This window comes from Actinorhabdospora filicis, assembly GCF_030269765.1.
Taxonomy (GTDB): Bacteria; Actinomycetota; Actinomycetes; order Mycobacteriales; family Micromonosporaceae; genus Actinorhabdospora; species Actinorhabdospora filicis.
On record NZ_BSTX01000004.1, the window covers coordinates 349,293 to 375,165 of the forward strand.

The following is a 25,873-nucleotide window of genomic DNA, read 5'->3' on the forward strand; positions in this document are numbered from 1 at the left end:
TACTGGCCGGTGAGCGGCCGTCGCCAGGGGTCGCGGCGCGGTGATCTGGGCCACGGCCGGTGATCGAGGGTGTGACCACTGTGGACGGAACGGATGCGGAGGCGATCGGCCCCGGAGGGCACCCGGGTCGGCCCTCCCGGCATCCCCGGCCCGGCTTGACACCGGTTGTGCCGCCGCGCATCCTGTGCGTGCACCAACCCCTTGGACGGTCGTGGGGGAAGCCGGTCGAATTCCGGCGCTGACCCGCAACGGTGGGCCGCGACAGCGGCGAGCCCGAATGCCCACACCGCATCCTTTCGCCCATTCCCGTCGTGGTCCGCGGGGCGGCGACCGGTCGTCCGCGCCCGGTTGCGGTTCCGCATACCGGAAAGGCGCCATCCGTCATGTCCACACGCCTGCTCACGCGAGCCGCCGCCCTCGGTGCCGCCCTCGCGGTGCTCGTGGCCGCGCCCGCCGTCGCCTCCCACCCCACCTCCGACCGGGGTGACGCCGCCTCCGGCTGGCTCGCCCGCCAGATGACCGGCGGCGATCACTTCGAGACCGTCTTCGACGGCACCGCCTACCCCGACCAGGGCCTCACCATCGACGCCGTGTTCGCCTTCGCCGCCACCGGTGAGGCCGGCGACTACGCCGCCCGCGCGCTGACCTGGCTCGCCAAGCCCGAGATCAGCTCCGGCTACATCGGCGACGGGACCACCGAGTCCTACGCCGGGGCCACCGCCAAGCTCGCCCTCGCCGTCCAGGTTCGCGGCCAGAACCCGAAGAACTTCGCCGGGCTGGACCTGATCGCGCGCCTGCGCGCGCTGGAGACGCCCACCGGGCGCTTCAGCGACAAGTCCCAGTGGGGCGACTACTCCAACGCCTTCACCCAGTCCCTGGCGCTGCTGACCCTCGACCGCACCCACAACGGCCCCTCGGCCGCCTCGGTGTCGTTCCTGGCCGGTACGCGCTGCGCCGACGGCGGTTACCCGCTGCTGTTCGCGCAGCCCACCTGCACGTCCGATGTGGACTCCACCGCGATGGCCGTCCAGGCCCTCATCGCCGTGGGCCGCTGGCAGGACGCCGCGCCCGGCCTGAACTGGCTGGTCTCGGTCCAGGGCGCCGACGGCGGTTTCGCCGCCTACGGCGTGGAGAACGCCAACTCGACCGGGCTGGCCGCGCAGGCCCTGTACGCCGGTGGCCGCTGGACCGCGGCGACCAAGGGCCGCGACTTCCTGCGCTCCCTCCAGATCGACTGCTCGGGCCCGCTCGCGCAGCGCGGCGCGGTCAACTACAAGGCCGGGGCCTTCGACCCCACCACGGCCAACCGCGCCACCGCCCAGGCGATCCTCGGCCTGGCCGACGAGAGCCTCGGGCACCTGTCCGCCGCCGGTTCCCGTACCGGCGACCCCCTTCTCCGCTGCCACTGATCCCGTGGCCGCCGCGAAGAACCCCGTTATAGAAGCCCCTACCGATGAAGGACGTCATGACCGCAACCCGTAACCGCCTCGTCTCGCTGCTGGCGGTGGTGCTGGCCGCCTTCGGCGCCGTCACCATCGTCGCCTCGCCCGCCCAGGCCGCGGGCTGCACCGGCACCTCCGGTGTCACCGTCGTCGTCGACTTCACCGCCTTCGGCGGGACCGTGGAGCGCCGCTGCGCGCTCGGCGACCCCGCGTCCGGCCTGGCCGCGCTGGAGTCCTCGGGCTTCCTGATCACCGGCACCCAGCGCTGGGGCAAGGCGTTCATCTGCCGCATCGACGGCCTGCCGACCGCCGCCAATGAGCCGTGTGTGAACACGCCCCCGGCCTCGGCGTACTGGTCGTACTGGCACGCCCAGCCCGGCGGCAGCTGGAGCTACAGCACCCTCGGCGCCACCTCCTACAACCCCGCGCCGGGCTCGGTGGAGGGCTGGTCCTTCGGTTCCGGCGCCCAGCCGACCGTCGCGCCCTAGTCCCCTTGGCCGGGACGGGCTTCGGCTCGTCCCGGCTCGCCAAGATCGCCTAGAGTCGGGGCATGTCCACCGACCGCCTGTCCTCCTTCGGCGCCGACCTCGCCGCGATCCACCACCGCCTGCGCGCCGACCTGCGGGCCCTCCAGTCGGGCGCGGCCGTGGGGAGGGATCTCAAAACCCACTGCCTGACCTTCTGCTCCGCGCTCACCGCGCACCACACCGGTGAGGACGGCGGGGCCTTCGTCGCCCTGGCCCGCGAGTTCCCCGAGCTGGCGCCCACCATCGCCAAGCTCGAAGAGGACCACCGGATGATCGCCGGGATCCAGGAGCGCATCGTGGCCCTCGTGGAGGGCGGCGGCGACTACGCGGGCGAACTGGACGGGCTCGCCGCGATCATGGAGTCGCACTTCCGCTACGAGGAGCGCACCATCACCGAGGCGCTCAATGAGCTGCGCGAGGGGACCACCGAGGGGCTGCTGGGACTGCCCGCCGAGCCGCTCGCGTAACTACTCCTCTTGCTGAACTACTCCTCTTGCTGAACTACTCTGCGAGCTTCGCCCGTGCGCGGGCGACGTAGGCGTCCACCTGCGCGCGGTCGTAGCCGCGCAGCAGCACCATGAACTCCGGCTCGGGCACCGGCCCGGCCGGGACCTCCCCGGACAGCATCCGCTCGACCGACCTCACCCACGTGTCGACGGCCGTGCGGTCGTAGCCGCGCATCCCGAGGGTGAAGCCGGGGCCGGTGGGCTTGGCGCGTTCGAAGAAGGGCACCGCCCCATTTTGCCCGCTGGGGGCCCGAGCGCATAAGCCGTGTTCACTTTTAGGCAATATTCGCACCGCTTCTATGCGTTGATGAGGCTTGCCTCAAAGACGGGACTTTCGTCCGCTTCTTTGCGAAGAATCGAGTGACGGCACCGCGACGTTCGGTGCCGGAATCCATCGAAATCGAAGGAGCCACAAGCTCGATGAAGACGATGAAGAGGATCCTGCTCGTCCTGGCCGCGTCCACCGCGGCGGTGCTGGCCCTGGGGGCGTCGGCGCAGGCCGGGACGGTCACCGAGGGCTTCGAGAACGGGCTCGGGAACTGGGTGCCCGCCGATGACGGCATCGACCCCGACGCCGCGATCACCACGTCCACCGACAAGGCGTACGAGGGCGCGTACAGCCTCGCGATTCACCTGGGCGGGATGCAGGACGACGGGACGGCCTGGGTGTCGGCCCCCGTGTCGGCCGCGCCAGGCTCCACCGTCCGCGTCGACCTGAGCTTTCAGCTCTGGAGCGACGAGGACTCCTGGGCCAACGGCTGGCCGGTCGTCGCCCACGCGGGCGTGACCGCCCCGGCGGCCGAGGAGGACTTCACCATCATCGGCCGCACCGAGAAGTGGGTGGGCTGGAAGGAGTTCGCCTACACCGCCGACGTCACCGTCGGCGCGGACGGCACGGCCTGGGTGTCCTTCGGGACGAGCGTGACCTGGGAGACGCCCAAGACGCTCCACTTCGACGCGGTGACGGTCACCACGACCGGGCTGTGAGCGCGCGATCCTGAGCGGGCCCTCGTCCGGACCGGGCGGGGGCCCTTGTGCGAGGGCAAGAAAAAGCGGGACGAGGTCTCCAGAGCCTCGTCCCGCTGGTAGCACCCCTTCTCGGTGGTGACGCCCCCTCAGACATCGCCGCGAAGAATGGTGCGCCGGGGAGGACCGTGCCCGTTGGTCCATCCCCGGCGCGTGCCCCCGGAGTTCGTTCCGCGCCGATCGGTCGGGTGCCCAAGCCTGATCGATCAGCTTGTCGGCTTGACCGGAACAACTATCACTATGACCCCGGGGGCTGAGTTAAGGCTTGGGGCACTCTGGGAACTTCCTGTGAGTCTGTGAGGCTTCTCAGACTCGGCGCGGACGCTCCCCTCATGCCGGCTTACGTGCCCGGGCGACGGCCGAAGGTGTGCACCGTCGTGTCCATTTTAAGCGTTTCGTAGAACTTCACGGCATCTTCGTGCAGGAGATTCACACAACCGTGGGACCCGAAGGAGTCGTGGATGTACGTGGTCGTCTCGTGGAAGCCCATGCCGTCGGTGAAGTGCTGCCAGTAGGGCAGCCACACCTTGTACGGCTTCGACCAGGCCTTCTCCGAACGCCAGTCGATCTTGAACTTCCCGGCCGGGGTCTGGTAACCGCCGCCCATGCCGGTGCGGGTGATCGTCGGCGGGACGATGACCTCGCCGTCCTTCATGATCCAGGTGGTCTGGTGGGTCAGGTCGATGCAGGCGACCAGGCCCTTCGAGCCGTCGCACTTGTCCAGGTCGGTCTCGGCGAGCCGCCGGGCGACCTTCTCGGTCAGCGGACCGGCGCTGCCCTGGGCGGGGTCGATGCCGTAGCGCTTCTGGAACTTCTTGATGGCCGCGCAGTCGGCCTTGCTCTGCTCGCCGTCGGCGACGATGTCGCCCCAGCCGCCGAGCTGGATCAGGAGGTCCTCGACCTCCTTCTGCTTCTCCCCGACCGGGCAGCCGTGCTTCTCCTCCTTCTTCTCCTCCTTCTCCGGCGGAGCGGGCGACTCCGAGACCGGAGGAGCGGAGGACGCCGAGGCGCCGTCGGTGGGCCCGACGCGCGGCTCCGGCGGTCCGGAGGACTGCCCGGGCTGGACCGCCCCGGCAGGCTTGTCGTCACCGGCGAACGCATAGGTCCCGCCGGCGATGATCCCCACCGCCGCGATCACCGCGGCGGTGATGAGCACGGGGCGTCGTACTCGCATCGCCACTTCCCCTCCCAGAAATTTGTGCGCCCGCTCACCCGGGCGCGTGAAGACCTTGATATCCACTGAGACGCGCGGGGAACAGGCCCAAGTTGCGCCTGTTTCGCAATCGATATGTACCGCCCGTCGCGCGGGTGCGAATCCCCGGTTCGTGCCGCACCCGGGAATCACTCATGCGTACCCGATGATCAGGGGTTTCGCCAAGCGCGGAGGCCTTGCCGGCGCGCGGGGAGATGTCACACTGGAAGATCTGTCCGCCGCGGGGAAACGAGGTAGTGCGCGTGAGCACGGGCCCACTCATCGTCCAGTCCGACAAGACCCTCCTCCTTGAGGTCGGCCACCCCGGCGCGGGTGCCGCCCGGGTGGCGATCGCGCCGTTCACCGAGCTGGAGCGTGCGCCCGAGCACGTCCACACCTACCGGATCACGCCGCTGGCGCTGTGGAACGCGCGCGCCGCCGGGCATGACGCCGAGGCGGTGGTGGACGCGCTGATCACCCACTCGCGGTTCCCGGTCCCACATTCGCTGCTGGTCGACGTCGCCGAGACGATGGACCGGTACGGGCGCCTCCAGCTGCTCAATCACCCGGGTTACGGCCTCGTCCTGCACGGGCTGGACCGGGCGGTGCTGGTCGAGGTCGCCAAGTCGAAGAAGCTGGCGGGGATGCTGGGCGCGTTCCACGACGCCGACACCGTCGCGGTGCACCCTTCGGAGCGGGGACGGCTGAAGCAGGCGCTGCTGAAGCTGGGCTGGCCGTGCGAGGACCTCGCCGGTTACGTCGACGGCGAGGCGCACCCGATCGAGCTGCGCGAGGACGGCTGGCAGCTGCGGCCCTACCAGAAGGAGGCGGTGGAGTCGTTCTGGGCGGGCGGCTCCGGCGTCATCGTGCTGCCCTGCGGCGCGGGCAAGACCCTCGTCGGCGCGGGCGTGATGGCGCAGGCGAAGGCGACCACGCTGATCCTGGTCACCAACACCGTCTCGGTGCACCAGTGGCGGCGCGAGCTGCTGGCCCGCACCACCCTCACCGAGGACGAGATCGGCGAGTACTCCGGTGAGCGCAAGGAGATCCGCGCGGTCACCATCGCCACCTACCAGGTCATGACGGCCCGCTCGAAGGGCGCGTTCCGGCACCTGGACCTGTTCGGCGCGCGCGACTGGGGCCTGGTCCTCTACGACGAGGTGCACCTGCTCCCGGCGCCGATCTTCCGCTTCACCGCCGATCTCCAGGCCCGCCGGCGGCTGGGGCTGACCGCGACGCTGGTGCGCGAGGACGGCCGGGAGGGCGACGTGTTCTCCCTCATCGGCCCCAAGCGCTACGACGCGCCGTGGAAGGACATCGAGAACCAGGGCTGGATCGCCCCCGCCGACTGCACCGAGATCCGGGTGACCCTCACCGACGCCGAGCGGATGGGCTACGCGACGTCCGACCCCGCCGACCGGTACCGGGTGGCGGCCACCGCCCGCACGAAACTGCCGATCGTGAAGGCCGTGGTCGACAAGCACAAGGGGGAGCAGGTCCTGGTGATCGGCGCCTACCTGGAGCAGCTCCACCAGATCGCCGAGTACCTCGACGCGCCCCTCATCGAGGGCCAGACCTCCACGAAGAAGCGCGAGGAGCTGTACGAGGCGTTTCGCACCGGTGAAGTCTCGACGCTGGTGGTGAGCCGGGTGGCGAACTTCTCCATCGACCTGCCGGAGGCGGCGGTGGCGATCCAGATGTCGGGCACCTTCGGTTCCCGCCAGGAGGAGGCGCAGCGTCTGGGCCGGGTGCTGCGGCCCAAGGCCGACGGACGCCAGGCGCACTTCTACTCGGTGGTCTCCCGCGACACCGTCGACACCGAGTACGCCGCGCACCGCCAGCGGTTCCTGTCGGAGCAGGGTTACGCCTATACGATCGTCGACGGGGACGACGTCCTGCGTCCCCTCGACTGAGAGGGGCGCGCGTGCTCACCCCGGCACAACTCGACGGCTACCTCGACCGGATCGGCTTCCACGGCACCGCCGCGGCCGACCTGGAGACCCTGAACGCGCTGCACCGCGCGCATCTGGGCGCGATCCCCTACGAGAACCTCGACGTCCACTTGCGACGGAAGCTGTCCCTGGACGCCGACGACCTGTACGCCAAGATGGTCGTCGACCGGCGCGGCGGCTACTGCTTCGAGCAGAACGCGCTGTTCTGGTACGTCCTGCGCGCCTTCGGTTTCACCGTCGCGCCCATCGACGGGCAGGCCTCGCGTGAGCTCGCCGGGCACTCGCCCGTCCCCACGCACATGCCGCTGATCGCCACCGTCGAGGGCCGCCGGTACCTGGTGGACGTCGGCGTCGGCGACGGCTTCCACGAGCCGCTGCCCCTCGAAGTGGGCGAGTACGCCGACGGGATCTGGACGCACCGGATGACCGTGCTCGGCGACGGGATCTGGCGCTGCGTACCGGATCCCAACGGCGCGCTGATCTCCTTCGACTTCTGGCCCGAGGAGCCGCGCACCATCGACGACTACCGCGCGCCGTGCCACCTGCGCGCCACCGACCCCGGCTCCCCGCACCTGCGGGTCATGGCCGTCCAGATGCCCGCCGAGCGCGTCAAGACCACCCTGCGGGGAGCGCAGCTGACCTTCGCCGGTCCCGACGAGCCGGACGGCAAGCGGCGCGTGGTGCTGGAGACGCGCGAGGACTTCGCCGCCGCCCTCGACGTCCACTTCGGACTGCGGCTGGCCGTGGACGAGCTGGACGTGCTGTGGCCGGCCGCGCGCGCCCAGTACCTGGCCTGGCTGAAGGAGAACGGCGGCTGATGCTCACCCCCGCGCAGCTGGCGGCCTACCTGGACCGCGTCGGCCACAGTGGACCCGTCGCCGCCGATGAGGCGACCCTCGTCGCGATCCACCACGCGCACGTCACGACCATCCCCTACGAGAACCTGGACATCCAGCTCGGCCGCCCTCTCTCGCTGGCGCCCGAGGCCCTGGTCGCCAAGCTCGTCACCGCCCGCCGGGGCGGCTTCTGCTACGAACAGAACGGGCTGCTCGCGCTGGCCCTGCGCACCATCGGCTTCGAGGTCACCATGGTCGCGGGCGCCGTCGAGCGCGCCGTCCGCGGCGACGACGCCTGGTCCAACCACATGCCGCTGCTGGCCGATGTGGACGGACGCCGGTGGCTGGTGGACGTCGGGCTCGGCGACGGCTTCCTCGACCCGCTGCCCCTCGAAGAGGGCGAGCACGCCGACGGCCTCTGGAAGCACTCGCTGACCCGGATCGAGGGCGGCCTCTGGCGCTGCTTCCCCGATCCGCGCGGCTCGGTGCCGTCCTTCGACTTCGGCGAGGAGCCGTGCGAACTGGCCGACTTCGCCGGGGCGTGCGTGCGGCAGTCGACCTCGCCGGATTCGTCGTTCGTGAAGACCCTCGTCGTCCAGCGGCCCCTCGACCACGCCAAGACCACGATCCGGGGCGCGGCCTACGCCGAGAGCGGCCCGGACGGCAAGACCGGGCCGGAACTGCTGGCCACGGCCGGGGAGTGGGCGCTGACGCTGTCGCGGCGCTTCGGGCTGGACCTCCCGGCGTCCGAAGTGGAGGTCCTGTACCCGAAGGCGCGCGAGCAGTACGAGCGGTGGCGGGCGGAGAAGGCGATCGTGGCGGTGGAGGGTCCCTAGACCAGCTCCCGCTTCAGGATCTTCCCCGAGGCCGTCATCGGCAGTGACTCGCGGAACTCCACCGTCCGGGGGTACTTGAAGGCGGCCATGCGCTCCTTCGCCCAGGCGATCAGTTCCTCCTCGGTGACCTCCGTTCCCGGCTTGCGGACGACGACGGCCTTGATCTCCTCGCCGTGCCGCTCGTGCGGGACGCCGACGACGGCCACCAGGCTCACGCCGGGGTGCCGGGCGAGGGTCTCCTCGATCTCGCGGGGGTAGACGTTGAATCCGGCGCGGATGATGAGGTCCTTGATGCGGTCGACGATGTAGTAGTAGCCGTCGGCGTCGCGGCGGGCCACGTCGCCGGTGCGGAACCAGCCCTCGGCGGACAGCACCTCGGCGGTCTCTTTAGGACGGTCGAGGTAGCCGGTCATCACGTTGTGGCCGGACACGCACAGCTCGCCGGGCTCGTCGACGCCCGCCTCGCCGCCGTCCTCGGTGATGATCTTCGCGCGGACGCCCCAGACGGGCAGGCCGATCGAGCCGACCTTGCGGGGGCGGTCCACGCGGTTGAAGGTGGCGATGGGGCTGGTCTCGGACAGCCCGTAGCCCTCCAGGATCGGCACCGAGAAGCGCTCCTCGAAGGCGCGCAGGATCTCCACGGTCAGCGGCGCGCCGCCCGACACGCAGACCCGCAGGTTCTCCGCGACGCCCGCGATGTGGGTGTCGTCGGGGTGGTTGAGCAGGGCCCAGTACATGGTCGGGACGGCCGCCAGCATGCTCACCGACTCCGCGCGCATCAGGGCGAGGGCGCCGCCGGGATCGAAGCGGGGCATGAGGACCAGCGTCGCGCCGGTGAGGAAGCCGTGGTTCATGTTGACCGTCTGCCCGAAGGAGTGGAACAGCGGCAGCGCCACCAGGTGCCGCTCGTGCGGGCCGGACTCGAAGAGCCGCACGCCGACCTGCGCGTTCTGGGTCATGTTGCTGTGGCTGAGTTCGGCGCCCTTGGGGCGTCCCGTGGTGCCGCTGGTGTAGAGGACGACGGCGGTGTCGGTCTCGGCGCGCGGGACCGACGGGAACGCGTCCGGCACACCGGCGACGGCCGCGCCGAGCGTCGTCGCGCCCTCCACAGGGGACGGTGCGGCCGGGTCGAGGGTGATGAGCAGGAACTCCCGGCACTGCGGCGAGGAGCTGAAGGCGGCGAACCCGTTGCGGCCCATCGGAAGTTCCGGCGTGCCCTCGAAGCACAGGTAGGCGGCGGCCTTGGCGTCGGCGAGGTGGTAGGCGATCTCGTCGGCGGTGAGCAGCACGTTCAGCGGGACGACCGCCGCGCCGGTCTTGAGGATCCCGTAGTAGGCGGGCGGGAAGTGGTGCATGTTCGGGCACGTGAGCGCCACCCGGTCGCCGGGCCCGATGCCCCGCGCGGCCAGGGCGTGCGCGACGCGGCTCGCGGCGGCGTCCACCTGCGCGTAGGTCATCCGCGCCGGGCCGCACACGACGGCTTCGCGGTCGGGCAGCTCCCGGGCGGAGTCTTCGAGCAGGACGGCGAGATTCAGCACGGTGACCTCCGGGAGTCGTGGGTGGGGCCATCGTGCCAGCCCGGCGCGGAAAACTGTGTGCGCCGTCACAACGATCTGGTGACAATGAAGGTGGAAGGGGGGCCGCCATGCATGCGAAAGCGGCGCACACCCGACAGGCCACTCCGCTCGCCGACCCCAAGAGACCCGTCGATTCCCGCCGGGAGCACCCCCTGCTGGGGCTCCAGCGCGCCGCGGGCAACATCGCCGTCAGCCGCCTGGTCGAATCGGCCACCAAGGGCAAAACAGCCCTCCGTTCTCCGCGTTTCTCCGGTGTCGCCCGCCTGGAGGCCTGCGCCGCCGGGCGCGACCGCCTGCGCCAGGGCGACCGGGGCGACGCCGTCAAACGCGTCCAGCAGGCCCTGACCGACCTGAACCGCGGCTATGACCTGGGCGAACCCGACGGCGCGTTCGGGGGGAAGACCGCTGCCGTCGTCCGCAGGTTCAAGGCCGACGAGAAGCTGGGGGCCACCACCGCCGGGGACGTCGGGCCCGGGACGATGAAGCGCCTCGACGAGCTGTTCGCGGCGACGGGCCCGACGCCGCTGCCCGGGCCGGTACCCACCACCGCGCCCCCGACGAAGCTGCCGACGACCGATCTGCGCGGCACCCTCCGGCTGGTGAAACTGGAGCAGCCGCGTCCGCTGCTCGGCGGGTTCCGCGGCGAATTCGGGCTGGAGGCCGACATCGATCCCGGTCCCCGGCAGCGTTTCGCCGAGTACCGCCAGTTCATCAAGGGCACCATGGTCGCCGGACCGACGGCGAAAACGATGCGCGACACGAAGCTGGGCGCCGGTGCGGGCGATCTGATGTCCCCGACCGTCTTCAAGGAGGACACCGACGGCAACCCGGTCGGCGGCTACGGCCATCGGGGCCGGATTCTCCCGTTCCTAGACGAGTACAGCAAACCCGACCGCGCCACCGGGACCCACTACCGCAACGAGGACCTCCCCGGTTTCCCCGGGCCGATCGTCACCGCGCACTGCGAGATCGACCTGGTGTTCCAGGGCATGCTCGTGGACACCCGCGCGGATCACCCCGGTGAGCCCGAGACGCCGATCGCCGGTACCGCGCAGACGTGGACGGTGAAGGGCGCGTTCCACCCGACGCCGTGAGGTGGTGGGGGACCGGTCCGCTGAGTGGACCGGTCCCTCGCGCTGTCGCCCTGAGCGTGTGAACGTGGCGCGAGGGGGTGCGGGATGCGAGCGCATGAGACGTGGCGGGGCGAGGCGAACAGCGCGGGTGGTGCGGGTGGTGTTCGCGAGCATCCGCTGCTGGCGTTGCAACGGCAGGCGGGGAACGCGGCGGTGGGGAGGCTGCTGTCGTCGCCGAGGTTCGCGGGGGTGGCGAAGCTGGAGGCGTGCGCGGCCGACCGGGACCGGCTCGCCGAGGGGGACCGGGGTGACCCCGTGACCCGGGTGCAGCAGGGATTGGCGGACCTCGGGCGCGGCTACGACCTCGGGCGCAAGGGCGCCGACGGGGTGTACGGGCCGAAGACGGCCGGGGCGATCCGGCGGTTCAAGGCCGACGAGAGCCTGGGGTCGACGGCACACGGGGACATGAAGGCCAAGACGATCCGCGCGCTCGACCGGCTCTACGCGACCGCGACGGGGAAGAAACCCGGAGCCACCACCGAGCCGCGAGGTTCGGTCCGGCTGGTCAGGCACGATCCACTGCGCTTCATCGACAAGTCATTCCAGGGTTTCCAGTCGGTCGTGGCCGACATCGCTCCCGGTCCCCGTGCGCGCTTCGCCGAGTACCGCCAGTTCGTCAAGGGCGCCACGTTCGCCGGTCCGACACCCGACCGGATGACCAACCAGTCGTTCCAGGCGGGGAACCATGAGCCGCTCTCGCCCACCGATTTCAAGGAGGACACCGACGGGAACCCGCTCGGGGGCTACGGCCATCGTGACCGGACACTGCCCGGCATCCTCGACGAGTACAGCAAGCCGGACCGTGCGACCGGGACTCACTACCGGAACGAGGACTCCCCGGGCTTCTTTGGACCGGTGGAATCGGTGCACATGCTGGTCGACCTGGATTTCATGGCCATGCTGGTCGACACGCACAAGGATCACCCGGGCCGGCCGGAGACCCCGATACCCGGCACCACCATCTCCTGGCCGGTGAAGGGTTCCTGGCCCCCGCCGTAGACGCGAAACGGCGGCGCGCCCAGCCACGGCGCGCCGCCGCCCCTCCCAGGAGAGAGGGTCCTACGCGGTGACGGTCTTGGTGACCGTCCCCGTGGCTCCCTTGTCGTCGGTGACCGTGAGGGTCACCCGGAACGTGCCGTGCGCGTTGTACCAGTGCGTCGGCTGGGCGCCGGTGCCCGTGGTGCCGTCGCCGAAGGCCCACGAGTACGACACGACGCGCCCATCGGCGTCCGACGAACCCGTGCCGTTGAAGAAGCACACGCCGACGCCCGCGAAGCACTGCGCGGTGAACGACGCGGTGGGCGGTGTGTTGCCGCCCGAGCCGGTGACGGTCAGCGAGAACGAGGCCGTGTGGTCGGCCTTGTCGCCGTCGCCGGTGACGGTCACCGTGTAGGTCCCCGCCGGAGTGCCCGTGGTCGTGGTGATCGACAGGGCCGAGGACCCACCGGTGCTCACCGAGGCCGGGTCGAAGGACGCCTGGGCGCCCTGCGGGAGGCCGGACGCGGTCAGCCGGATCGTCTGGGCCGCGCCCGTGGTGAGCGTGGTCTTGACGGTGGTGCTCGCGCTCTGCCCGGGCGCGACCGAGGCCGAGGACGGGTCGAGCGCGATGGAGAAGTCGTCGGTGGGCGGGGTGCCGCCGCCGATGAAGCCCACGTAGAGCAGCTTGTTCGGGGAGCCCGAACCGAGGTTGGTCACCTTCGCCACGGCGTTGTTCACCAGCGCGTCGCGGACCTGCGACGGCGTCGCCGAGGGGTTCGCCGACAGGTACAGCGCGGCGGCGCCCACGACGTGGGGGGTGGCCATCGAGGTGCCGTTCATCGACGTCGAGGTGCTCGACGTGTAGGCCGACACGATGCCGGTGCCGGGGGCGAAGATGTCCAGGCAGGTGCCGTAGTTGGAGCCGTTGACGCCGTTCCAGTCATTGGGCAGCGCGCGGCTGTCGGTCTTGGTGGTCGCGCCGACGGTGATCAGCTGCGAGACGCGGCCGGGGGTGGAGGTGCAGGCGTCCTTGTTGTCGTTGCCCGCCGCGGCACCGAAGACCACGCCCGCCTCGGTGACCTTGCGCGCGGCGTCGTCGACGGCGGTGTCGCCACCGGCGAAGCCGACCGAGAAGTTCAGCACCGCCGGGAGCTTCTTGTTCTTGACCACCCAGTCGAAGGCGCCCAGGGTCTGCTCGGAGGTGCCGCTGCCGCTGTTGTTCAGGACGCGCAGGGCGACGCCCTTGGCCTTCTTGGCCACGCCGTAGGTCTTGCCGAGGACCGTGCCGGCGGTGTGGGTGCCGTGCCCGTGACCGTCCTGCGGGTCGGCGTCGTTGTCGACGAAGTCGTAGCCGGCGGTGACCCGGCCCTCGAAGTCGGCGTGGGACATCTTCACGCCGGTGTCGACGAGGTAGGCGGTGACGCCCTCACCGGCGTTGGCGTAGGTGTAGGACGACGACAGCGGGAGGTCCTGCTGGTCGATGCGGTCCAGGCCCCAGCTCGGCGGGTTCTGCTGCGTGTCGAGCAGGTGCCCGATGTGGACGGGGGTGACGTACTTGACGGCCGGGTCGGCGGCCAGCCGCCGCGCGGCCGTGGCGTCCATGCCCACCGAGTAGCCGTGCAGGACGGAGCTGTAGGTGATGCCGAGGGTGCCGCCGTACTCGGCGATCAGGCCGTCTCTCGCCGACGAGATCGAGCCGGTGAGCGAGTCGTTCAGGGCCACGATGTAGCGGCCCGGGACGGTCTCGCCGCCGGTGTCGAGGATGGTGCCCTCGGCCTGCGCCGGGGCGGCCAGGGCGAGCGCGGACAGGGCTGCGGCCGTGCCGACGGCCAGGGCGAGGAAGCTTCGCCTTAAGTTCATGATGCCGGATCCAATCTGGGCCCATAGGGGTGTGGGCCGAGATCACGATCCCGTCGCCCCGGGGCGTGATCAATCCGGTGGGCCATCCGTAGGGGTACGGGGAAAACCCGTCGCGGTGAGCGCGGCGCGGGTGGTCCGCAGCTTGCGGACCGCCGAGGCCACGTGCTGCTCGACGGTCCTGGGGGACAGGTAGAGGGCGGCGGCGATCTCCCGGTTGGTGCGCCCGGCGGCGGCCAGTTCGGCGACTTCCCGCTCCCTGGGGGAGAGCCGGTCGCCGTATCCGGGACGCCCGCCGCGCGGCACGTGCCCGGCCGCGCGGAGTGTCTTGCGGCAGCGGGCGGCGTCCCAGACCGCGCCCAGCGCGGTGAACTCGGCCTCGGCGGTGGCGTGGTCCCCGGCGGCCTCGGCGACCAGCGCGGCCTCGTAGGGGCGGGGCAGGTCCAGGTAGCGGCGGCGGGCCTCGTCGAGTTCGCCCCGGCACCAGGCGAGGGCGGCGTGGGCGAGGGGCGCGTCGGCGTGGGCGATGCCGGCGGCGAAGGCGCCGGTGGCGTCGACGGGGGAGAAGGGCAGCAGTTCGGCTCCCCACACCCAGTTGCCCTTGGCGCGCAGGCGGTCCACGGCCTCTTTCGCCAGGCGGGAGGGGTCTTCGCCGCGTGCGGCGAGGAGCCGCAGCCCGGCTCCGGCGGTGGCGGCGGCGACCGGTACCGCCGCGTCGTCGGCCCAGCCGAGGGCGGCGTCCTTGAGGCGGGCGGCCGATGCGTCGAAGTCGCCGCGGGCCAGGGCGAGCAGGCCCAGGACGAGGTGGGCCTCACCGGCGACGGGACGCATCCCGGCCGCCGCGTGCGCGAAGGCCGTCGCGCGGGCGGTCAGCCCGTCCCAGCGCCCGAGCGCCCAGTCCAGCCGCAGGGAGGTGCCCTCGGCGGAGTTGGCGTCGAAGGGCGCGCCGGTGCTGGCGGCCAGCCGCGCGCCCTCGGCGAGGTGCCCGGCGGCGTCGGCGTAGCGGCCCAGCCAGACCGCGCCGTCGGCGAGGTTGCAGTGCCCGCGGGCGATCAGCCGCCGTTCGCGCGCGCTGCCGGTGGGTATGGACGCCAGGGCCTCGGGCGCGCCCGGCGCGCCGGTGGCCATGAGCATGGTGGCGTGGTTGCTCATCGCCGCCGCCCACGCGATCGGGTCGCCGGAGGCCTTCGCGCGGGCCAGGCCGCGCGCGAGGTGCTTCCGGTCGTCGTCCAGGGAGGTGCCGGGGAAGTAGGCGAAACCCAGCAGCGACAGCGCCCGCGAGGCGGTGCTCGTCGGCCCGTCGTGCTCGGCGACGGCGGCGCGCACGTGGGCGCGGGCCTCCTCGATGCGCCCGAGGTGGTTGAACAGGGCCGCGCCCAGGTCGATGTGCAGGACCGCGCGCGCCTCGGGCCGGGTGGCGTGGGCGAGGGCCTCGCGCAGCAGCGCGAGGGTGGTGTCGGAGTGCAGGGAGGCGCCCGCGTTGTCGCCGAGGAGGGTGACCATGCGCTCGCGGACCTCCTCCGGCAGCGGCTCGGTGAGGGCGTCGTGGAGCAGCGCGATCGCCTCGGGGGTGCGGCCGTCTGCGAAGGCGCGCGCGGCGGCGGTCTCGGCGTGCCCGGCCCACGCGGGGTCCCCGATCGCGCGGGCGTGCCGGGCCAGGGCCGCCGGGTCGGTGAGGACGGCCAGGGCGCGGCGGTGCATGGCGTCGCGCACCGGGACCGGCACGAGCCGGTAGGCGGCCTCGGCGGCCAGCGGGAAGCGGTGGCCGAGGGCGGTGCCGTGCGCGGTGAGCAGCGCGGACGCCCGCTCGGCGGCGCGCGCGAGGTCCACCGGCCCGGCCACGGCCGCCAGGACGGCGGGCGCGGCGGGTTCCCGCAGGACCGCCGCCGCCCGGGCGAGGGCGAGCGCGTGGCCCTTGAGCGCGGCCATGCGCCCGGCGACCAGCGCGTCCAGCGTCGGCGACGCGCCGGTGGCCAGGACCTCGGCGAGCACCCCGGCGACCCCGCCGCAGTCGGCGACGGTCTTGGCGTGCGCGCCGGGCGGCTCGACGGGCCCGACGGTCACGTGCGCCGCGCCCCACGCGACGGGCCGTCGCAGCGGGAGTCCCGCCACGGGCAGCTCCTCGGGCCGGTAGGTGACCACCACGCCCACCCTGCGGGCGGCGATGATCGCGCGCAGCCGGGCGGCGGCCCGGGCGTCGAGCCACTGGGCGTCCTCGACGACGAGGGGATCGTGGAGGGGCAGCGTGGTGGGGACGCCCGCCGCGCACGCCACGCGCGGGACGTCGCCGAGCCAGTCGGCCAGCAGCGCGGTCTTGCCGGTCCCGGCCTCACCGGCCAGGAACACCGTCCAGGGCGGCGAGGCGGCGGCCTCCCGCAGCGCGGCGAGGAGACCCTCGCGGTGGATGTGTGGTAACGCGGCCATGGGGTGAGGCTATGCAGTTCAGGGGCGCCGCGCACGCCCCGGGTGCCGCACCACGCCCGAGGCGCGTTCCCACGACATGCGCAGCAGGGTCCGGGCGATCTCCAGCTCCTCGGCGTCGCGCGGGGCGTAGAGCATGACGATGTTGTCGAAGAAGTCATCGCGGGCGGTGATCGGGTGCGCCTCGATCCAGCCCAGGCGGGTCAGGAAGTTGATGATCTGCGGGTCGAGCATCAGGTGCATGAAGCCGGTGCGGTGGACGTGGCCGAACTCGTCGAGGCCGGGCATGAGGAAGGCGTCGGCGGGTCCTTTCGGCTCGCGCAGCCGCAGGGCCAGGGAGCCGGGCTCGGAGACCTGGCTGGGGCCGGTGAACACGCCGGGCAGGGCGGTGGCGTAGTCGACCAGACCCTGCCGGATGTCCGGCGGGGAGAACTGGTCGAGCTGGTCGTGCGGGATCATGGCGCCGGTGGTCTTCGGGCGGTCCCCGGCGCGCGCGAGGATGTCGATGAGCTCCATGGTTTCTCCTCCATACCAACGTACTCATGGTGCGTTGCAGCCGTTTCGAGTCTGGAGGAGACTGTCCGCATGACACAAGACGGCACATTGACCGCCCAAACGCACACCGGTGTGCGTGGGCCGCAGGACTGCGAAGTCCGCGACGTCCTGGACCGCATCGGCGACAAGTGGAGCGTGCTGATCATGGCCCGGCTCGGCGGCGGGCCGCTGCGTTACTCCGAGCTGCGGCGGGTCGTGGACGGCATCTCCCAGCGGATGCTCACGGTGACCCTGCGCGGCCTGGAACGCGACGGCCTCATCACCCGCACCGTCATCCCGACCACCCCGCCGCGCGTGGACTACGCGCTCACCGAGGTCGGCGAGACCCTCGCCGGCGAGGTCGCCTCGCTGATCCGCTGGGCCGAGGCGAACCGCCCGTACGTCGCCGCCAGCCGCGCCGCCTTCGACGCCACCACCCCCTGAGGGAATGACGGGCGGACGGTTAGAGTTGCCCACCCGTGTAAGGACCGATCCCTGCTGGAAAGGCATACCGTGGCGCGCATCGGCACCTCTGAGCTCGACGTCTTCCCCCTGTCGCTCGGCGGCAACGTGTTCGGCTGGACGGCCGACAAGGAGACCTCCTTCGCCATCCTGGACGCCTACGTGGCGGCCGGGGGCAACTTCATCGACACCGCCGACGTCTACTCCTCGTGGGTGGAGGGCAACTCCGGCGGCGAGTCGGAGACCATCATCGGCGAGTGGATGGAGGCGCGCGGCAACCGCGACGACCTCGTCATCGCCACCAAGGTCTCCAACCACCCCCTGCGGCAGGGCCTGGGCGCGGCCAACATCGCCGCCGCGGCCGAGGACTCCCTCCGCCGCCTGCGGACCGACCGCATCGACCTCTACTACACCCACTTCGACAAGCCCGAGACGCCCGTCGCCGAGACCCTCGGCGCCTACGACGTCCTGGTCAAGGCGGGCAAGGTCCGCCACATCGCCGCCTCCAACATGAGCCCGGAGCGGCTGACGGAATCCCTGGACACCTCGGCACGCGAGGGCCTGGCGTCCTACGTGGCCGTCCAGCCGCACTACAACCTGGTCTCCCGCGACACCTACGAGGGACCGATCGCCGACATCGCCGCCGCCCGCGGCCTGTCCGCCATTCCCTACTACGGCCTGGCCTCGGGCTTCCTGACCGGCAAGTACCGCCCCGGGACCACGGTGGACAGCGCCCGCGCCGGTGGCGCGGGCAAGCACCTGGACACCCCGCGCGGCCTGGCCGTGCTCAAGGCCCTCGACGAGGTCGCCGAGGGCCACGGAGCCGAACTCGCCACGGTCGCGCTGGCCTGGCTGGCGGCCAAGCCGACGGTGGCCGCGCCGATCGCCTCGGCCCGCACCGTCGGGCAGCTGCCCGCGCTGGTGGCCCTGGCCGACCTCAAGCTCACCGACGAGGACGTCGCCAAGCTGGACGCCGCCTCGGCCTGACCGCGTGGCGGCCCCGTGCCCCTCACCGAGGTGAGGGGCACGGGGCCGTGGGAACCCGGCCGGCATCCGGGATTCCCGAACCGGTCCCAGTGGACCGGCGTATGTCGCGGTGACTCATTCCCGGGTGCCGGCGAGGTCCCCTTCACCGAGCGCACCGGCGGTCCTCACAGGACCGGCGCCCGCCAGCCCAGCAGCGCCCCCATGCGCTTCTCCATCGACGACTTCGGCGCGCTGCGCAGGGCCAGCCGTGCCGCCCAGCCCGGCAGCGCGGTGAACAGCCGGCACAGCCGCAGCGAGTCGGCCGCCACGCCCTGAACGCGCGCCCGCCGCGCGTCGTCGTAGCTCCACAGCCCCGCCACGCCGTCCCGGCGCAGGCACGCCGCGAGGGTGACCGCGTCCTCCATCGCCTGCCCGGCGCCCTGCCCCAGGTCGGGCGTCATCGCGTGCGCGGCGTCGCCCAGCAGCGCCACCCGGCCGGTGCCGTCCACGAACGAGGCCAGCGGCGGCAGGTGGTGGATGTCGTGCCGGATCAGCGACGCGGGATCGGCGGCGGCCAGGATCTCCCCGATCGGCGCGTGCCAGCCCGCGTACCGCTGTGCCAGGTCGTTCTCGTGGCCGCCGGCGGGCACGGCCAGGTCGGCGAAGGCGTAGACCTTGCCGCCGGGCAGGCGCGTGTACCCGAACCGGGCCTTGTCGCCCCAGCTCTCGCCGCTGATCGGCAGGTCCGGCAGGTCGGAGATCATCCGCCAGGCCGAGGCGCCCGAGTAGACCGGCGCGGGCGCGTCCCACAGCGCGGTGCGCACCCGGCTCCAGATGCCGTCGGCGGCGATGAGGACGTCGGCGCGCTCGGTGCCGTGCGCGGTGTCGACCTCGACGCCGTCCCGGTTCGCCCGCACGGCGCCGACCTCGCTGTTCAGCCGCAGCGCGCCCGCCGGGAGGGCCGCCTCCAGCGCCTCGGACAGCAGCGCGCGGTGCAGGACGTAGAGGTCGCCGTGGTGGTTGGCGTCGGGGATGAGGACCTTGCCGTGGTGGTCGCGGATCGCGCTGTTGACCTGCGGGGTGCCCGCCGCGCGGACCGCGTCGCCGACGCCGACGGCGTCCAGGGCGGCGAAGGCGTTCGGCCACAGGCTGATGCCCGAGCCGATCGGCTCCAGCCGCGAGGTCCGCTCCAGCACGGTCGTCTCGATGCCCGCCTTGTTCAAGGCGACGCCCGCCGTCAGGCCGCCGATTCCCCCGCCGATCACCAGTGCGCGCATCCCGCTTCTCCCTCTACATCTGTAGTGACTCGCGAGTGGTACTCTACGGCTGTAGAGGTGGCGGGGACAATGAGAGGTGGGTCACGATGGCGAAGGCGGGCGATGAGCGGCGCGCGGTCCTGGCGGACGCGGCCATCGAGGTCCTGGCGGACAAGGGCGCGCGGGGGCTGACCCACCGCGCCGTCGACGAGCGGGCCGGGCTGCCGCAGGGCTCGGCGTCCTATCACTTCCGCACCCGCGAGGCCCTGCTCAAGGCCGCCCTCGACCGCCTCGCCGAGCGCACCCAGGCCGACCTGGCGGTGACCGGCGGCGGCGATCTGGCCACCGACCTGCACACCGTGCTCACCCGCTGGCTGAGCACCGAGCGCAACCGGCACCTGGCCCGCTACGAGCTGACCCTGGAGTCGGCGCGGCGGCCGGAGCTGCGCGAGATCCTGGTCGCCCAGCACCTCGGCTTCGTCGCCGTGCTGACGGCGATGCTGGCGGAGGCGGGCGTGCCGGAGGCCGAGCGGCGGGCGGCGCTACTGGTGGAGTGGATCGACGGCGTCCTGTTCACGCGCCTGGTCGGCGGTCAGACGGTCGCCCCGGCCGACACCGCCGACATGATCGCCGGGGTACTGGGTCTTCAATAAGTGCCGGGTCTTCGATAAGCGCCGGGTCTTCAGTGGTCAGGGCTTGAGCACGTTGTCCGGGAACTGGCCCTCGACGTTGCCGCGCGGCGCGTAGAGCACGATCGCCAGATAACCCCCGTCGGGCTTGGCCGCGTAACCGGCGCCCGCCGAGCCGCTGGCCGCCCACACCACCTGCGTGAACGCGCCGGTCTCGGGGGCGAAGCCGGGCCGGTCGTAGTCGTAGGCGGGCGCCTGCGAGTACCAGGCCTCCACCACCGCGCCGCCGTCGAGGGCGCCGCCGTTGGTCCAGGCGAGGTTGACCCCGAAGTCCCCGGCGGCGTCGCGCACCGCGTCCGGGGTGAGCTCGCCGGACGCCGCCAGCCGCGCCGCGGCGTCGCGCGCCCGCGCCGACAGCGAGCGGTCCTCGCCCAGCGGCGGGGCGTGGTGGTCGGCGCGGTGGGTGTTGTGGCGCTGGATGACCTGGACGGTGAAGTCCCGCTGGCTCACCGTCTCCTCCGCCCGCGCCGGTTCCGCGCCGGCGAACAGCGCCGAGGCCGCCAGTCCGGCGGCGAGGGCCATCGCGATCAGCCGTGTCCGGGCGCACCCGCTCATGTACCGCTCCCTTCTCGCGTCCGTTCCCTCCTTCGTACCGGGCGGACGGGCGATTCGGGGCGATTCGGGATGATCAGGTCACGGTGAGCGTCAGGGCGGCCGGGAGGGCGGCGAAGGCGGCGCGGACGTCCTGAGCGAGGCGGGGGAGTCCGCCGTCCTCGTCGGGCCAGTCGTGGACGGCGGCGTTCCAGGCGGCCAGCATGAGGTCCACCGCCAGCCGCAGCGGCAGGCCGCCGGGGTCGGCGCCGGTGCGCCCGGCCAGGCCCGTCACCACCTCGGCGGTGGCGTCGGCGCAGAAGCGCAGGCTCTTGGCGTTCAGCGCGGGCGTGGCCTCGGCGAGGCGGCGGCTGGCGCGGAACTGGACGGTCCACTCCGGCGGCATGGCCGCGATGTTGGCCAGCAGGACGCCCTCCAGGACGCCCAGCAGCGGCCCGTCCAGCGGCGCCTCGCGCAGCGCGGCGGCGAAGGAGCGCCAGAAGTGCCGCTCGGGGTCGAGGGCGACGTCCTCCTTCGAGGCGAACATCCGGAAGAACGTGCGCTGGGAGACCTCGACCTCCCCCACCAGGCGGTCGAGGGTCACCGCGTCGAAGCCGTGCGCGGTGAACAGCTCGATGGCGGTGTCCACGAGCTGCCGTCGGGTGCGCTGCTTCTTGCGCTCGCGGAGGGTCGTCACGGGCCGAGTCTAGCCCCCCACTGGCGAACGCTGATCATACGCGTTAGCGTGTGACACGCTTTTGCCAGTCACCGGCACTTTGTGAAGGAGCACCCCCATGCGCGCACTCGTCGTCGACGGCACCACCCTCGCCTTCGCCGAGGTCCCCGAGCCCGAGCCCGCCCCCAACGAGGCGCTCATCGAGGTCCGGGCGATCTCGCTGAACCCCGGCGAGCTCGACCACCTCCTGCCCGCCATGCCCGACGGGACCGTCCTGGGCTGGGACGCCGCCGGTGTGGTCGTGCGGGCCGCCGCCGACGGCTCCGGCCCCGCCGTGGGCACGCCGGTGACCTCGCTGAAGTGGACCGGCGGCTGGGCGCGGCTGCGGACGGCCGAGACCCGCTGGATCGGCGCCGCGCCCGAGGGCGCCGACTTCGGCGCGCTGGCCACCGTCCCCGTCGCGGCCGGTTCGGCGCTGCGGGCCCTGCGGCGGATGGGTTCGCTGGTGGGCCGCCGCGTCATGGTCACCGGCGCCACGGGCGCGGTCGGCCGCCACGCCGTGCGGCTGGCCCGGCGCGCGGGCGCGCACGTCATCGCCGTGACCCGCGATCCCTCGGCCGGTCTCGGCGCGCACGAGACGGTGTCCTCGCCGTTGGAGGTGGACGGTTTCGTGCACGGCGTCGTCGACACCGTCGGCGGGCCGGGGCTGGTGGAGGGCTTCGGGCGGCTGGCCACCGGCGGCACGCTGATCGTGCTCGGCGCGGCCTCCGGGGCGCCCGCGCACTTCGAGCACGGCTCGATGATCGCCACCCCCGAGGCCTACGACCGGCGGATCGAGGGCTTCTTCCTGCTCGGCGAGCACGACCTGGCCGCAGACCTCACCTGGCTGGCGCACGAGGTCGCCGCCGGGCGGCTGCCGTCCACGGTGGACGCGCGCGCCGACTGGTCGCGCGCGCCGGAGTTCGCCGCCGCCCACGCGCGCGGCGAGCGGATCGGCAAGGTCGTGCTGGACCTCTAGGGCCCGCCCCGCGCGTCGGCACTCGGGAAACCCGGTGCCCCTCGCGGCCGCGTACGACCGGTACGGGGCGTGCGACCGGCTCGCGAGACGAGCCCTAGCCGGTCAGCTTCACCAGGGCCCGCAGTCCCGCCAGGACCTCCTCGCCGGTGGGCGGGGCGTCCGGGCGGGACAGCGCCTGGATCGCCACGCCCGACATCAGCGCCATCTGGACCATGCCCAGCCCGCGCTCGTCGCCCTCGGCCACCTCGTCCTCGGCGCGGCCCAGCAGGATCGCGGCCAGGCCCCGGCGGCCCTCGCCCATCGCCGCCGCCAGGCCCTCGCGCAGCTCGGGGTTGCGCATGGCCTGCATGAACAGGTCCATCGAGACCAGCCACATGCGCGGGTGCTCGCGGACCTGTTCGAGGTTCTTCTCCCACATGCGCACGTAGGCCCGCTCGGGGGTGAGGTCCTCGCCGTCGGGGATCAGCGCGCGCCCGGAGATGTCGCCCCACTCGTCCAGGATCTCGGTGACCGCCAGCAGGAGCAGCTTCTCCCGCGAGCCGAAGTGGTAGCCGATGGCGGCCATCGAGACCCCCGCCGCGGTGGCGATGTCGCGGACCGACGTGCGGTCGAAGCCCTTGTCCAGCAGGCAGCTCTTCGCGCCCTCGATGAGCGCCTCGCGGTTTCCCATGCGCGGAGGGTAGCACGAACGTGTTATGCGATCGCCTTAGGCGATCGTCTTGCGCGATCGCCCAAAGATGGTCTATGGTCATCCCACACACCCCCACCACCCCGGGAGAACGCGATGCCCACCCCCAAACGGCTCCTGGCCGCCCTCGCCCTCGGCGCCCTCGCGATCGGGCTCGTCCCCGCCGCCGCCGAGGCCCACGACCCGAGCGTCGTGCGCACCTCCAACGGCTACGTCCGCGGCGCCGAGACCGGCGGCCTGCGCACCTTCTCCGCCGTCCCCTACGCTGCCCCGCCGGAGCGGTGGAAGTCGCCGAAGCCCGCCGCGTCCTGGAAGGGCGTCCGGGACGCCACCAAGCCCGCCCCGCCCTGCGCGCAGCCCGGCGGCCTGCCCGTCGCGATCCCCAACACCAACGAGGACTGCCTTTACCTGAACGTCACCGCCCCCGCCGACGCCGACGGCGACACCCCCGTGATCGTGTGGATCCACGGCGGCAGCCTGCGGGTCGGCTCCGGCGACTACTACGGCGCCTCGCGACTGGCGAAGGACGCCGTGGTCGTCTCGGTCAACTACCGCCTCGGTGTCATGTCCTTCCTGAGCGATCCCGCGCTGAACAACTCCGGTTCGCTGGCCATCGAGGACCAGCAGGCCGCGCTGCGCTGGGTCCGCGCCAACATCGGCGCCTTCGGCGGCGACGGCGAAAACGTCACGATCATGGGCCAGAGCGGCGGCGGCTACGCGGTCTGCTCGCACCTGGCCTCACCCGCCTCACGCGGGCTGTTCGACCGCGCGATCATCGAGAGCGCCCCCTGCGCGGGCCCCGAGGCCACCGACACCCGGGCCGAGGCCGACGCCTACGGCCTCGGGGTCGTCAAAGCCGTCGGCTGCGACACCGCCGCCGACCGCGCCGCCTGCCTGCGCTCGCGTCCCGTCGACGCGCTGCTGGCCGCCTTCGGCCAGTACGCCGAACCGCGCCCCATCGCCGGGACGCCCCTGCTGCCCCTGTCGCCCGCCGAGGCCTTCCGCACCGGCCGCTTCAACCGCGTCCCCGTCCTGCTCGGCGTCAACCACGACGAGATGAACGGCCAGTACGCGGGCATGGAACTCGGCGGCGGACCGCTCCCCGCGTCGCAGTACCGCCCCACCCTCGACCAGATCTACGGCGATGACGCCGCCGCCGTCGAGGCCGCCTACCCGCTCTCGGCCCACCAGGGCTCGGCCTACTGGGCTCTCGCCGCCGGGCGCACCGCGAACGAGTGGGTCCGGCCCACCATGGACACCGCCCGCCTGCTGGCCCGCCACACCCGCCTGCACGTCTTCGAGCTCACCGAGACCGACAATCCCTGGTACGCCGGAACCCCCACGGTGAGCTTCCCCGCCGGCGCGCAGCACATGTCCGAGCTGACCTACCTCTTCGACATGCCGATCTTCGCCGCCCGCACCCCGAAGCAGGACGCGCTCGCCGAGCGCATGATCACCGCCTGGACCGGCTTCGCCGCCGAGGGCGACCCGGGCTGGGCGCGGTTCCGGACCGGCCACGAGCGCGTCCAGGCCATCTCCTCGGGCACCTGGGGCCCGATCGACCCGGAGCAGGAGCACCACCTGGGATTCTGGCGCGGCCTGTAGTCAAGCCACGAGGGCCCGGCGTTCGCGCCGGGCCCTCGGCGTGCCCCGGGACATATCGACGCCGGCCGTCCTATCCTCGCCCGATGTTCGACCACTACCTCCTGCCCGTCCGCACCGCCGTGCTGCTGTTCCCCACGGTCGCGCTGGCGATCGTCATCCCCGCCGCGGTGATCGCCTACCGCGGGCGCGGGCGGGCCGGGGGCTGGACGACGGTCGTCTTCTACACCTTCGTCTTCTACCTGCTGGCCGCGTTCATGCAGACGGTCATCCCGCTGCCCGCCGACCCGCAGGAGGTCTGCCGCACCAGCACCTACGCCGCCCACCCCCAGCTGCGGCCCTTCTACTTCCTCGACGACATCGCCGCCCAGGGCACCGCCGCGCTGTGGCCGACCCTGCTGAACGTCGCCCTCCTCTTCCCTCTCGGCGTCTACCTGCGCTACCTGTGGAAACGCGGCCTCGCCGCCACCACCCTCATCGCGCTGGGGACCTCGCTGTTCTTCGAGACCACCCAGCTCACCGGCCTGTGGTTCGTCTACCCCTGCCCCTACCGGCAGTTCAATGTGGACGACCTCATGTGCAACACCGCCGGGGCCGTGCTCGGCTGGCTCATCGCCGGTCCCGTCATCCGGATCCTGCCGCGCATCGACCGGCAGGGGGAGCGCGCCCGCTGGGCCGGGCGGGTCACTTTCACCCGCCGCGCGCTGGCCTACGTCACCGACCTCATCGGCTGGGCGATCGCGGTGACGCTGACCCTGGGCGTCCTGGTCCTGGTACACGTCGCCGTCCCCGACGGGCTGCTCGTGGCCGTCGGCGCGGGCGTCGGCCTGCTCTGGTTCTGGATCGTGCCCGCCCTGACCGGCGCGACCGTGGGCAAGCACCTGGTGCTGCTCACCCTCGTCGGCACCGGCGGACGCCGCGCCGGGGCGGGCGCGCTGCTGCTGCGGTACGCGATCCTGCTGTCGCCGCTGTGGCTGACGTGGCTGGGCTTCCTCGGCGGCGGCGGGGAGACCCTCCAGTGGCTGCTGCTGGCCGCGGTCATCGTGGCGTGGGTGTGGTCGCCGCTGGCCGCGCTCGTCCGCAAGGACCACCTCGCGCCCTACGAGCGCCTCACGGCCACGCGCAACGAGGCCCGGATCACAAGCGCGGGGCCGCTACCGTAGCGGCC

Annotated in this window: 25 protein-coding genes and 1 riboswitch; of the genes, 15 read left to right on the forward strand and 10 right to left on the reverse strand. The window is 72.5% G+C overall.

The window, feature by feature from the left end:
* Positions 1-177 precede the first annotated feature (177 nt).
* Positions 178-298, forward strand: a riboswitch (cobalamin riboswitch).
* An 85-nt stretch (positions 299-383) separates the two neighbouring features.
* The 3 genes from QSK10_RS26595 (at position 384) to QSK10_RS26605 (ending at position 2,436) form a co-directional block, all read left to right on the forward strand.
* Positions 384-1,409 carry a prenyltransferase/squalene oxidase repeat-containing protein gene (locus tag QSK10_RS26595; protein WP_285665832.1) on the forward strand — a complete coding sequence of 342 codons (1,026 nt, stop codon included), beginning with the start codon at positions 384-386 and terminating at the stop codon, positions 1,407-1,409.
* Between the two features lie 56 nt (positions 1,410-1,465).
* Positions 1,466-1,930, forward strand: a complete 465-nt coding sequence (locus QSK10_RS26600; RefSeq protein ID WP_285665834.1) for a hypothetical protein — start codon at positions 1,466-1,468, stop codon at positions 1,928-1,930.
* A 62-nt stretch (positions 1,931-1,992) separates the two neighbouring features.
* Positions 1,993-2,436, forward strand: coding sequence for a hemerythrin domain-containing protein (locus tag QSK10_RS26605; RefSeq protein ID WP_285665835.1), 444 nt, complete (start codon positions 1,993-1,995; stop codon positions 2,434-2,436).
* A gap of 34 nt (positions 2,437-2,470) precedes the next feature.
* Here the strand turns inward: QSK10_RS26605 and QSK10_RS26610 are convergent, their stop codons facing one another.
* Complete coding sequence (locus tag QSK10_RS26610; protein ID WP_285665836.1) at positions 2,471-2,701, reverse strand: hypothetical protein; 231 nt, start codon at positions 2,699-2,701, stop codon at positions 2,471-2,473.
* Between the two features lie 194 nt (positions 2,702-2,895).
* Between QSK10_RS26610 and QSK10_RS26615 the strand changes: the two genes are divergently transcribed.
* Positions 2,896-3,462: a hypothetical protein gene (locus QSK10_RS26615; RefSeq protein ID WP_285665837.1), complete on the forward strand. Its 567-nt coding sequence runs from the start codon at positions 2,896-2,898 to the stop codon at positions 3,460-3,462.
* 379 nt (positions 3,463-3,841) lie between these two features.
* On the opposite strand, the gene QSK10_RS26620 is transcribed toward QSK10_RS26615, so the two are convergent.
* The gene (locus QSK10_RS26620; RefSeq protein WP_285665838.1) at positions 3,842-4,675 is read right to left on the reverse strand and encodes a L,D-transpeptidase family protein; all 834 of its coding nucleotides are present in this window, start codon (positions 4,673-4,675) and stop codon (positions 3,842-3,844) included.
* Between the two features lie 281 nt (positions 4,676-4,956).
* Here QSK10_RS26620 and QSK10_RS26625 point away from each other — a divergent pair, with 281 nt between their 5' ends.
* From QSK10_RS26625 to QSK10_RS26635, 3 genes are read left to right on the forward strand one after another with little or no spacing between them, the layout of a single operon-like run.
* Complete coding sequence (locus QSK10_RS26625; protein WP_285665839.1) at positions 4,957-6,606, forward strand: DNA repair helicase XPB; 1,650 nt, start codon at positions 4,957-4,959, stop codon at positions 6,604-6,606.
* 11 nt (positions 6,607-6,617) lie between these two features.
* A complete protein-coding gene (locus QSK10_RS26630) occupies positions 6,618-7,463 on the forward strand; it encodes an arylamine N-acetyltransferase family protein (protein ID WP_285665840.1) in 846 nt (281 codons plus the stop codon).
* Positions 7,463-8,317 (forward strand): arylamine N-acetyltransferase family protein, encoded by an 855-nt coding sequence (locus QSK10_RS26635; protein ID WP_285665842.1) that lies wholly within the window; start codon positions 7,463-7,465, stop codon positions 8,315-8,317. Before QSK10_RS26630 ends, QSK10_RS26635 begins: the two co-directional genes overlap by 1 nt.
* Here the strand turns inward: QSK10_RS26635 and QSK10_RS26640 are convergent.
* Positions 8,314-9,855, reverse strand: coding sequence for a long-chain-fatty-acid--CoA ligase (locus QSK10_RS26640; RefSeq protein ID WP_285665843.1), 1,542 nt, complete (start codon positions 9,853-9,855; stop codon positions 8,314-8,316). The genes QSK10_RS26635 and QSK10_RS26640 overlap by 4 nt on opposite strands.
* 107 nt (positions 9,856-9,962) lie before the next feature.
* On the opposite strand from QSK10_RS26640, the gene QSK10_RS26645 reads away from it, so the two are divergent.
* On the forward strand, positions 9,963-10,988 hold the full coding sequence (locus QSK10_RS26645) for a peptidoglycan-binding domain-containing protein (RefSeq protein WP_285665844.1): 1,026 nt from the start codon (positions 9,963-9,965) through the stop codon (positions 10,986-10,988).
* An 84-nt stretch (positions 10,989-11,072) separates the two neighbouring features.
* A complete protein-coding gene (locus tag QSK10_RS26650) occupies positions 11,073-12,026 on the forward strand; it encodes a peptidoglycan-binding domain-containing protein (RefSeq protein WP_285665845.1) in 954 nt (317 codons plus the stop codon).
* 60 nt (positions 12,027-12,086) lie between these two features.
* On the opposite strand, the gene QSK10_RS26655 is transcribed toward QSK10_RS26650, so the two are convergent.
* The 3 genes from QSK10_RS26655 to QSK10_RS26665 form a co-directional block, all read right to left on the reverse strand.
* The gene (locus tag QSK10_RS26655) at positions 12,087-13,865 is read right to left on the reverse strand and encodes a S8 family serine peptidase (protein ID WP_285665846.1); all 1,779 of its coding nucleotides are present in this window, start codon (positions 13,863-13,865) and stop codon (positions 12,087-12,089) included.
* A gap of 69 nt (positions 13,866-13,934) precedes the next feature.
* The gene (locus QSK10_RS26660) at positions 13,935-16,286 is read right to left on the reverse strand and encodes a helix-turn-helix domain-containing protein (protein ID WP_285665847.1); all 2,352 of its coding nucleotides are present in this window, start codon (positions 16,284-16,286) and stop codon (positions 13,935-13,937) included.
* An 18-nt stretch (positions 16,287-16,304) separates the two neighbouring features.
* The gene (locus QSK10_RS26665; RefSeq protein ID WP_285665848.1) at positions 16,305-16,799 is read right to left on the reverse strand and encodes a luciferase domain-containing protein; all 495 of its coding nucleotides are present in this window, start codon (positions 16,797-16,799) and stop codon (positions 16,305-16,307) included.
* A 69-nt stretch (positions 16,800-16,868) separates the two neighbouring features.
* Here QSK10_RS26665 and QSK10_RS26670 point away from each other — a divergent pair, with 69 nt between their 5' ends.
* Both QSK10_RS26670 and QSK10_RS26675 read left to right on the forward strand, forming a co-directional pair.
* Positions 16,869-17,261: a winged helix-turn-helix transcriptional regulator gene (locus tag QSK10_RS26670; RefSeq protein WP_285665849.1), complete on the forward strand. Its 393-nt coding sequence runs from the start codon at positions 16,869-16,871 to the stop codon at positions 17,259-17,261.
* Between the two features lie 69 nt (positions 17,262-17,330).
* A complete protein-coding gene (locus QSK10_RS26675) occupies positions 17,331-18,266 on the forward strand; it encodes an aldo/keto reductase (protein WP_285665850.1) in 936 nt (311 codons plus the stop codon).
* Between the two features lie 164 nt (positions 18,267-18,430).
* On the opposite strand, the gene QSK10_RS26680 is transcribed toward QSK10_RS26675, so the two are convergent.
* Positions 18,431-19,522, reverse strand: coding sequence for an FAD-dependent monooxygenase (locus QSK10_RS26680; RefSeq protein WP_285665851.1), 1,092 nt, complete (start codon positions 19,520-19,522; stop codon positions 18,431-18,433).
* An 86-nt stretch (positions 19,523-19,608) separates the two neighbouring features.
* Here QSK10_RS26680 and QSK10_RS26685 point away from each other — a divergent pair, with 86 nt between their 5' ends.
* On the forward strand, positions 19,609-20,154 hold the full coding sequence (locus QSK10_RS26685) for a TetR/AcrR family transcriptional regulator (RefSeq protein ID WP_285665852.1): 546 nt from the start codon (positions 19,609-19,611) through the stop codon (positions 20,152-20,154).
* Positions 20,155-20,190: 36 nt separating this feature from the next.
* Here QSK10_RS26685 and QSK10_RS26690 read toward each other — a convergent pair whose 3' ends face one another.
* Both QSK10_RS26690 and QSK10_RS26695 read right to left on the reverse strand, forming a co-directional pair.
* Positions 20,191-20,745: a CAP domain-containing protein gene (locus QSK10_RS26690; RefSeq protein WP_285665853.1), complete on the reverse strand. Its 555-nt coding sequence runs from the start codon at positions 20,743-20,745 to the stop codon at positions 20,191-20,193.
* A gap of 73 nt (positions 20,746-20,818) precedes the next feature.
* Positions 20,819-21,418, reverse strand: coding sequence for a TetR family transcriptional regulator (locus tag QSK10_RS26695; protein ID WP_285665854.1), 600 nt, complete (start codon positions 21,416-21,418; stop codon positions 20,819-20,821).
* Positions 21,419-21,515: 97 nt separating this feature from the next.
* On the opposite strand from QSK10_RS26695, the gene QSK10_RS26700 reads away from it, so the two are divergent.
* Positions 21,516-22,415 carry a zinc-binding dehydrogenase gene (locus QSK10_RS26700; RefSeq protein WP_285665855.1) on the forward strand — a complete coding sequence of 300 codons (900 nt, stop codon included), beginning with the start codon at positions 21,516-21,518 and terminating at the stop codon, positions 22,413-22,415.
* A 94-nt stretch (positions 22,416-22,509) separates the two neighbouring features.
* Here QSK10_RS26700 and QSK10_RS26705 read toward each other — a convergent pair whose 3' ends face one another.
* Positions 22,510-23,085, reverse strand: a complete 576-nt coding sequence (locus QSK10_RS26705; protein ID WP_285665858.1) for a TetR/AcrR family transcriptional regulator — start codon at positions 23,083-23,085, stop codon at positions 22,510-22,512.
* A gap of 114 nt (positions 23,086-23,199) precedes the next feature.
* Between QSK10_RS26705 and QSK10_RS26710 the strand changes: the two genes are divergently transcribed.
* Positions 23,200-24,708 (forward strand): carboxylesterase/lipase family protein, encoded by a 1,509-nt coding sequence (locus QSK10_RS26710; protein ID WP_285665859.1) that lies wholly within the window; start codon positions 23,200-23,202, stop codon positions 24,706-24,708.
* 83 nt (positions 24,709-24,791) lie between these two features.
* Positions 24,792-25,868, forward strand: coding sequence for a VanZ family protein (locus tag QSK10_RS26715; RefSeq protein WP_285665860.1), 1,077 nt, complete (start codon positions 24,792-24,794; stop codon positions 25,866-25,868).
* The last annotated feature ends 5 nt before the right edge of the window (positions 25,869-25,873 follow it).

What these genes read in the sequence shown, in the direction of transcription:
- QSK10_RS26595 (WP_285665832.1), top strand. Translation starts at nt 384, where the DNA reads ATGTCCACACGCCTGCTCACGCGAGCCGCCGCCCTCGGTGCCGCCCTC.
- QSK10_RS26600 (WP_285665834.1), top strand. Translation starts at nt 1,466, where the DNA reads ATGACCGCAACCCGTAACCGCCTCGTCTCGCTGCTGGCGGTGGTGCTG.
- QSK10_RS26605 (WP_285665835.1), top strand. Translation starts at nt 1,993, where the DNA reads ATGTCCACCGACCGCCTGTCCTCCTTCGGCGCCGACCTCGCCGCGATC.
- QSK10_RS26615 (WP_285665837.1), top strand. Translation starts at nt 2,896, where the DNA reads ATGAAGACGATGAAGAGGATCCTGCTCGTCCTGGCCGCGTCCACCGCG.
- QSK10_RS26620 (WP_285665838.1), bottom strand. Translation starts at nt 4,675, where the DNA reads ATGCGAGTACGACGCCCCGTGCTCATCACCGCCGCGGTGATCGCGGCG.
- QSK10_RS26635 (WP_285665842.1), top strand. Translation starts at nt 7,463, where the DNA reads ATGCTCACCCCCGCGCAGCTGGCGGCCTACCTGGACCGCGTCGGCCAC.
- QSK10_RS26645 (WP_285665844.1), top strand. Translation starts at nt 9,963, where the DNA reads ATGCATGCGAAAGCGGCGCACACCCGACAGGCCACTCCGCTCGCCGAC.
- QSK10_RS26650 (WP_285665845.1), top strand. Translation starts at nt 11,073, where the DNA reads ATGCGAGCGCATGAGACGTGGCGGGGCGAGGCGAACAGCGCGGGTGGT.
- QSK10_RS26655 (WP_285665846.1), bottom strand. Translation starts at nt 13,865, where the DNA reads ATGAACTTAAGGCGAAGCTTCCTCGCCCTGGCCGTCGGCACGGCCGCA.
- QSK10_RS26660 (WP_285665847.1), bottom strand. Translation starts at nt 16,286, where the DNA reads ATGGCCGCGTTACCACACATCCACCGCGAGGGTCTCCTCGCCGCGCTG.
- QSK10_RS26665 (WP_285665848.1), bottom strand. Translation starts at nt 16,799, where the DNA reads ATGGAGCTCATCGACATCCTCGCGCGCGCCGGGGACCGCCCGAAGACC.
- QSK10_RS26670 (WP_285665849.1), top strand. Translation starts at nt 16,869, where the DNA reads ATGACACAAGACGGCACATTGACCGCCCAAACGCACACCGGTGTGCGT.
- QSK10_RS26680 (WP_285665851.1), bottom strand. Translation starts at nt 19,522, where the DNA reads ATGCGCGCACTGGTGATCGGCGGGGGAATCGGCGGCCTGACGGCGGGC.
- QSK10_RS26685 (WP_285665852.1), top strand. Translation starts at nt 19,609, where the DNA reads ATGGCGAAGGCGGGCGATGAGCGGCGCGCGGTCCTGGCGGACGCGGCC.
- QSK10_RS26690 (WP_285665853.1), bottom strand. Translation starts at nt 20,745, where the DNA reads ATGAGCGGGTGCGCCCGGACACGGCTGATCGCGATGGCCCTCGCCGCC.
- QSK10_RS26700 (WP_285665855.1), top strand. Translation starts at nt 21,516, where the DNA reads ATGCGCGCACTCGTCGTCGACGGCACCACCCTCGCCTTCGCCGAGGTC.
- QSK10_RS26705 (WP_285665858.1), bottom strand. Translation starts at nt 23,085, where the DNA reads ATGGGAAACCGCGAGGCGCTCATCGAGGGCGCGAAGAGCTGCCTGCTG.
- QSK10_RS26710 (WP_285665859.1), top strand. Translation starts at nt 23,200, where the DNA reads ATGCCCACCCCCAAACGGCTCCTGGCCGCCCTCGCCCTCGGCGCCCTC.
- QSK10_RS26715 (WP_285665860.1), top strand. Translation starts at nt 24,792, where the DNA reads ATGTTCGACCACTACCTCCTGCCCGTCCGCACCGCCGTGCTGCTGTTC.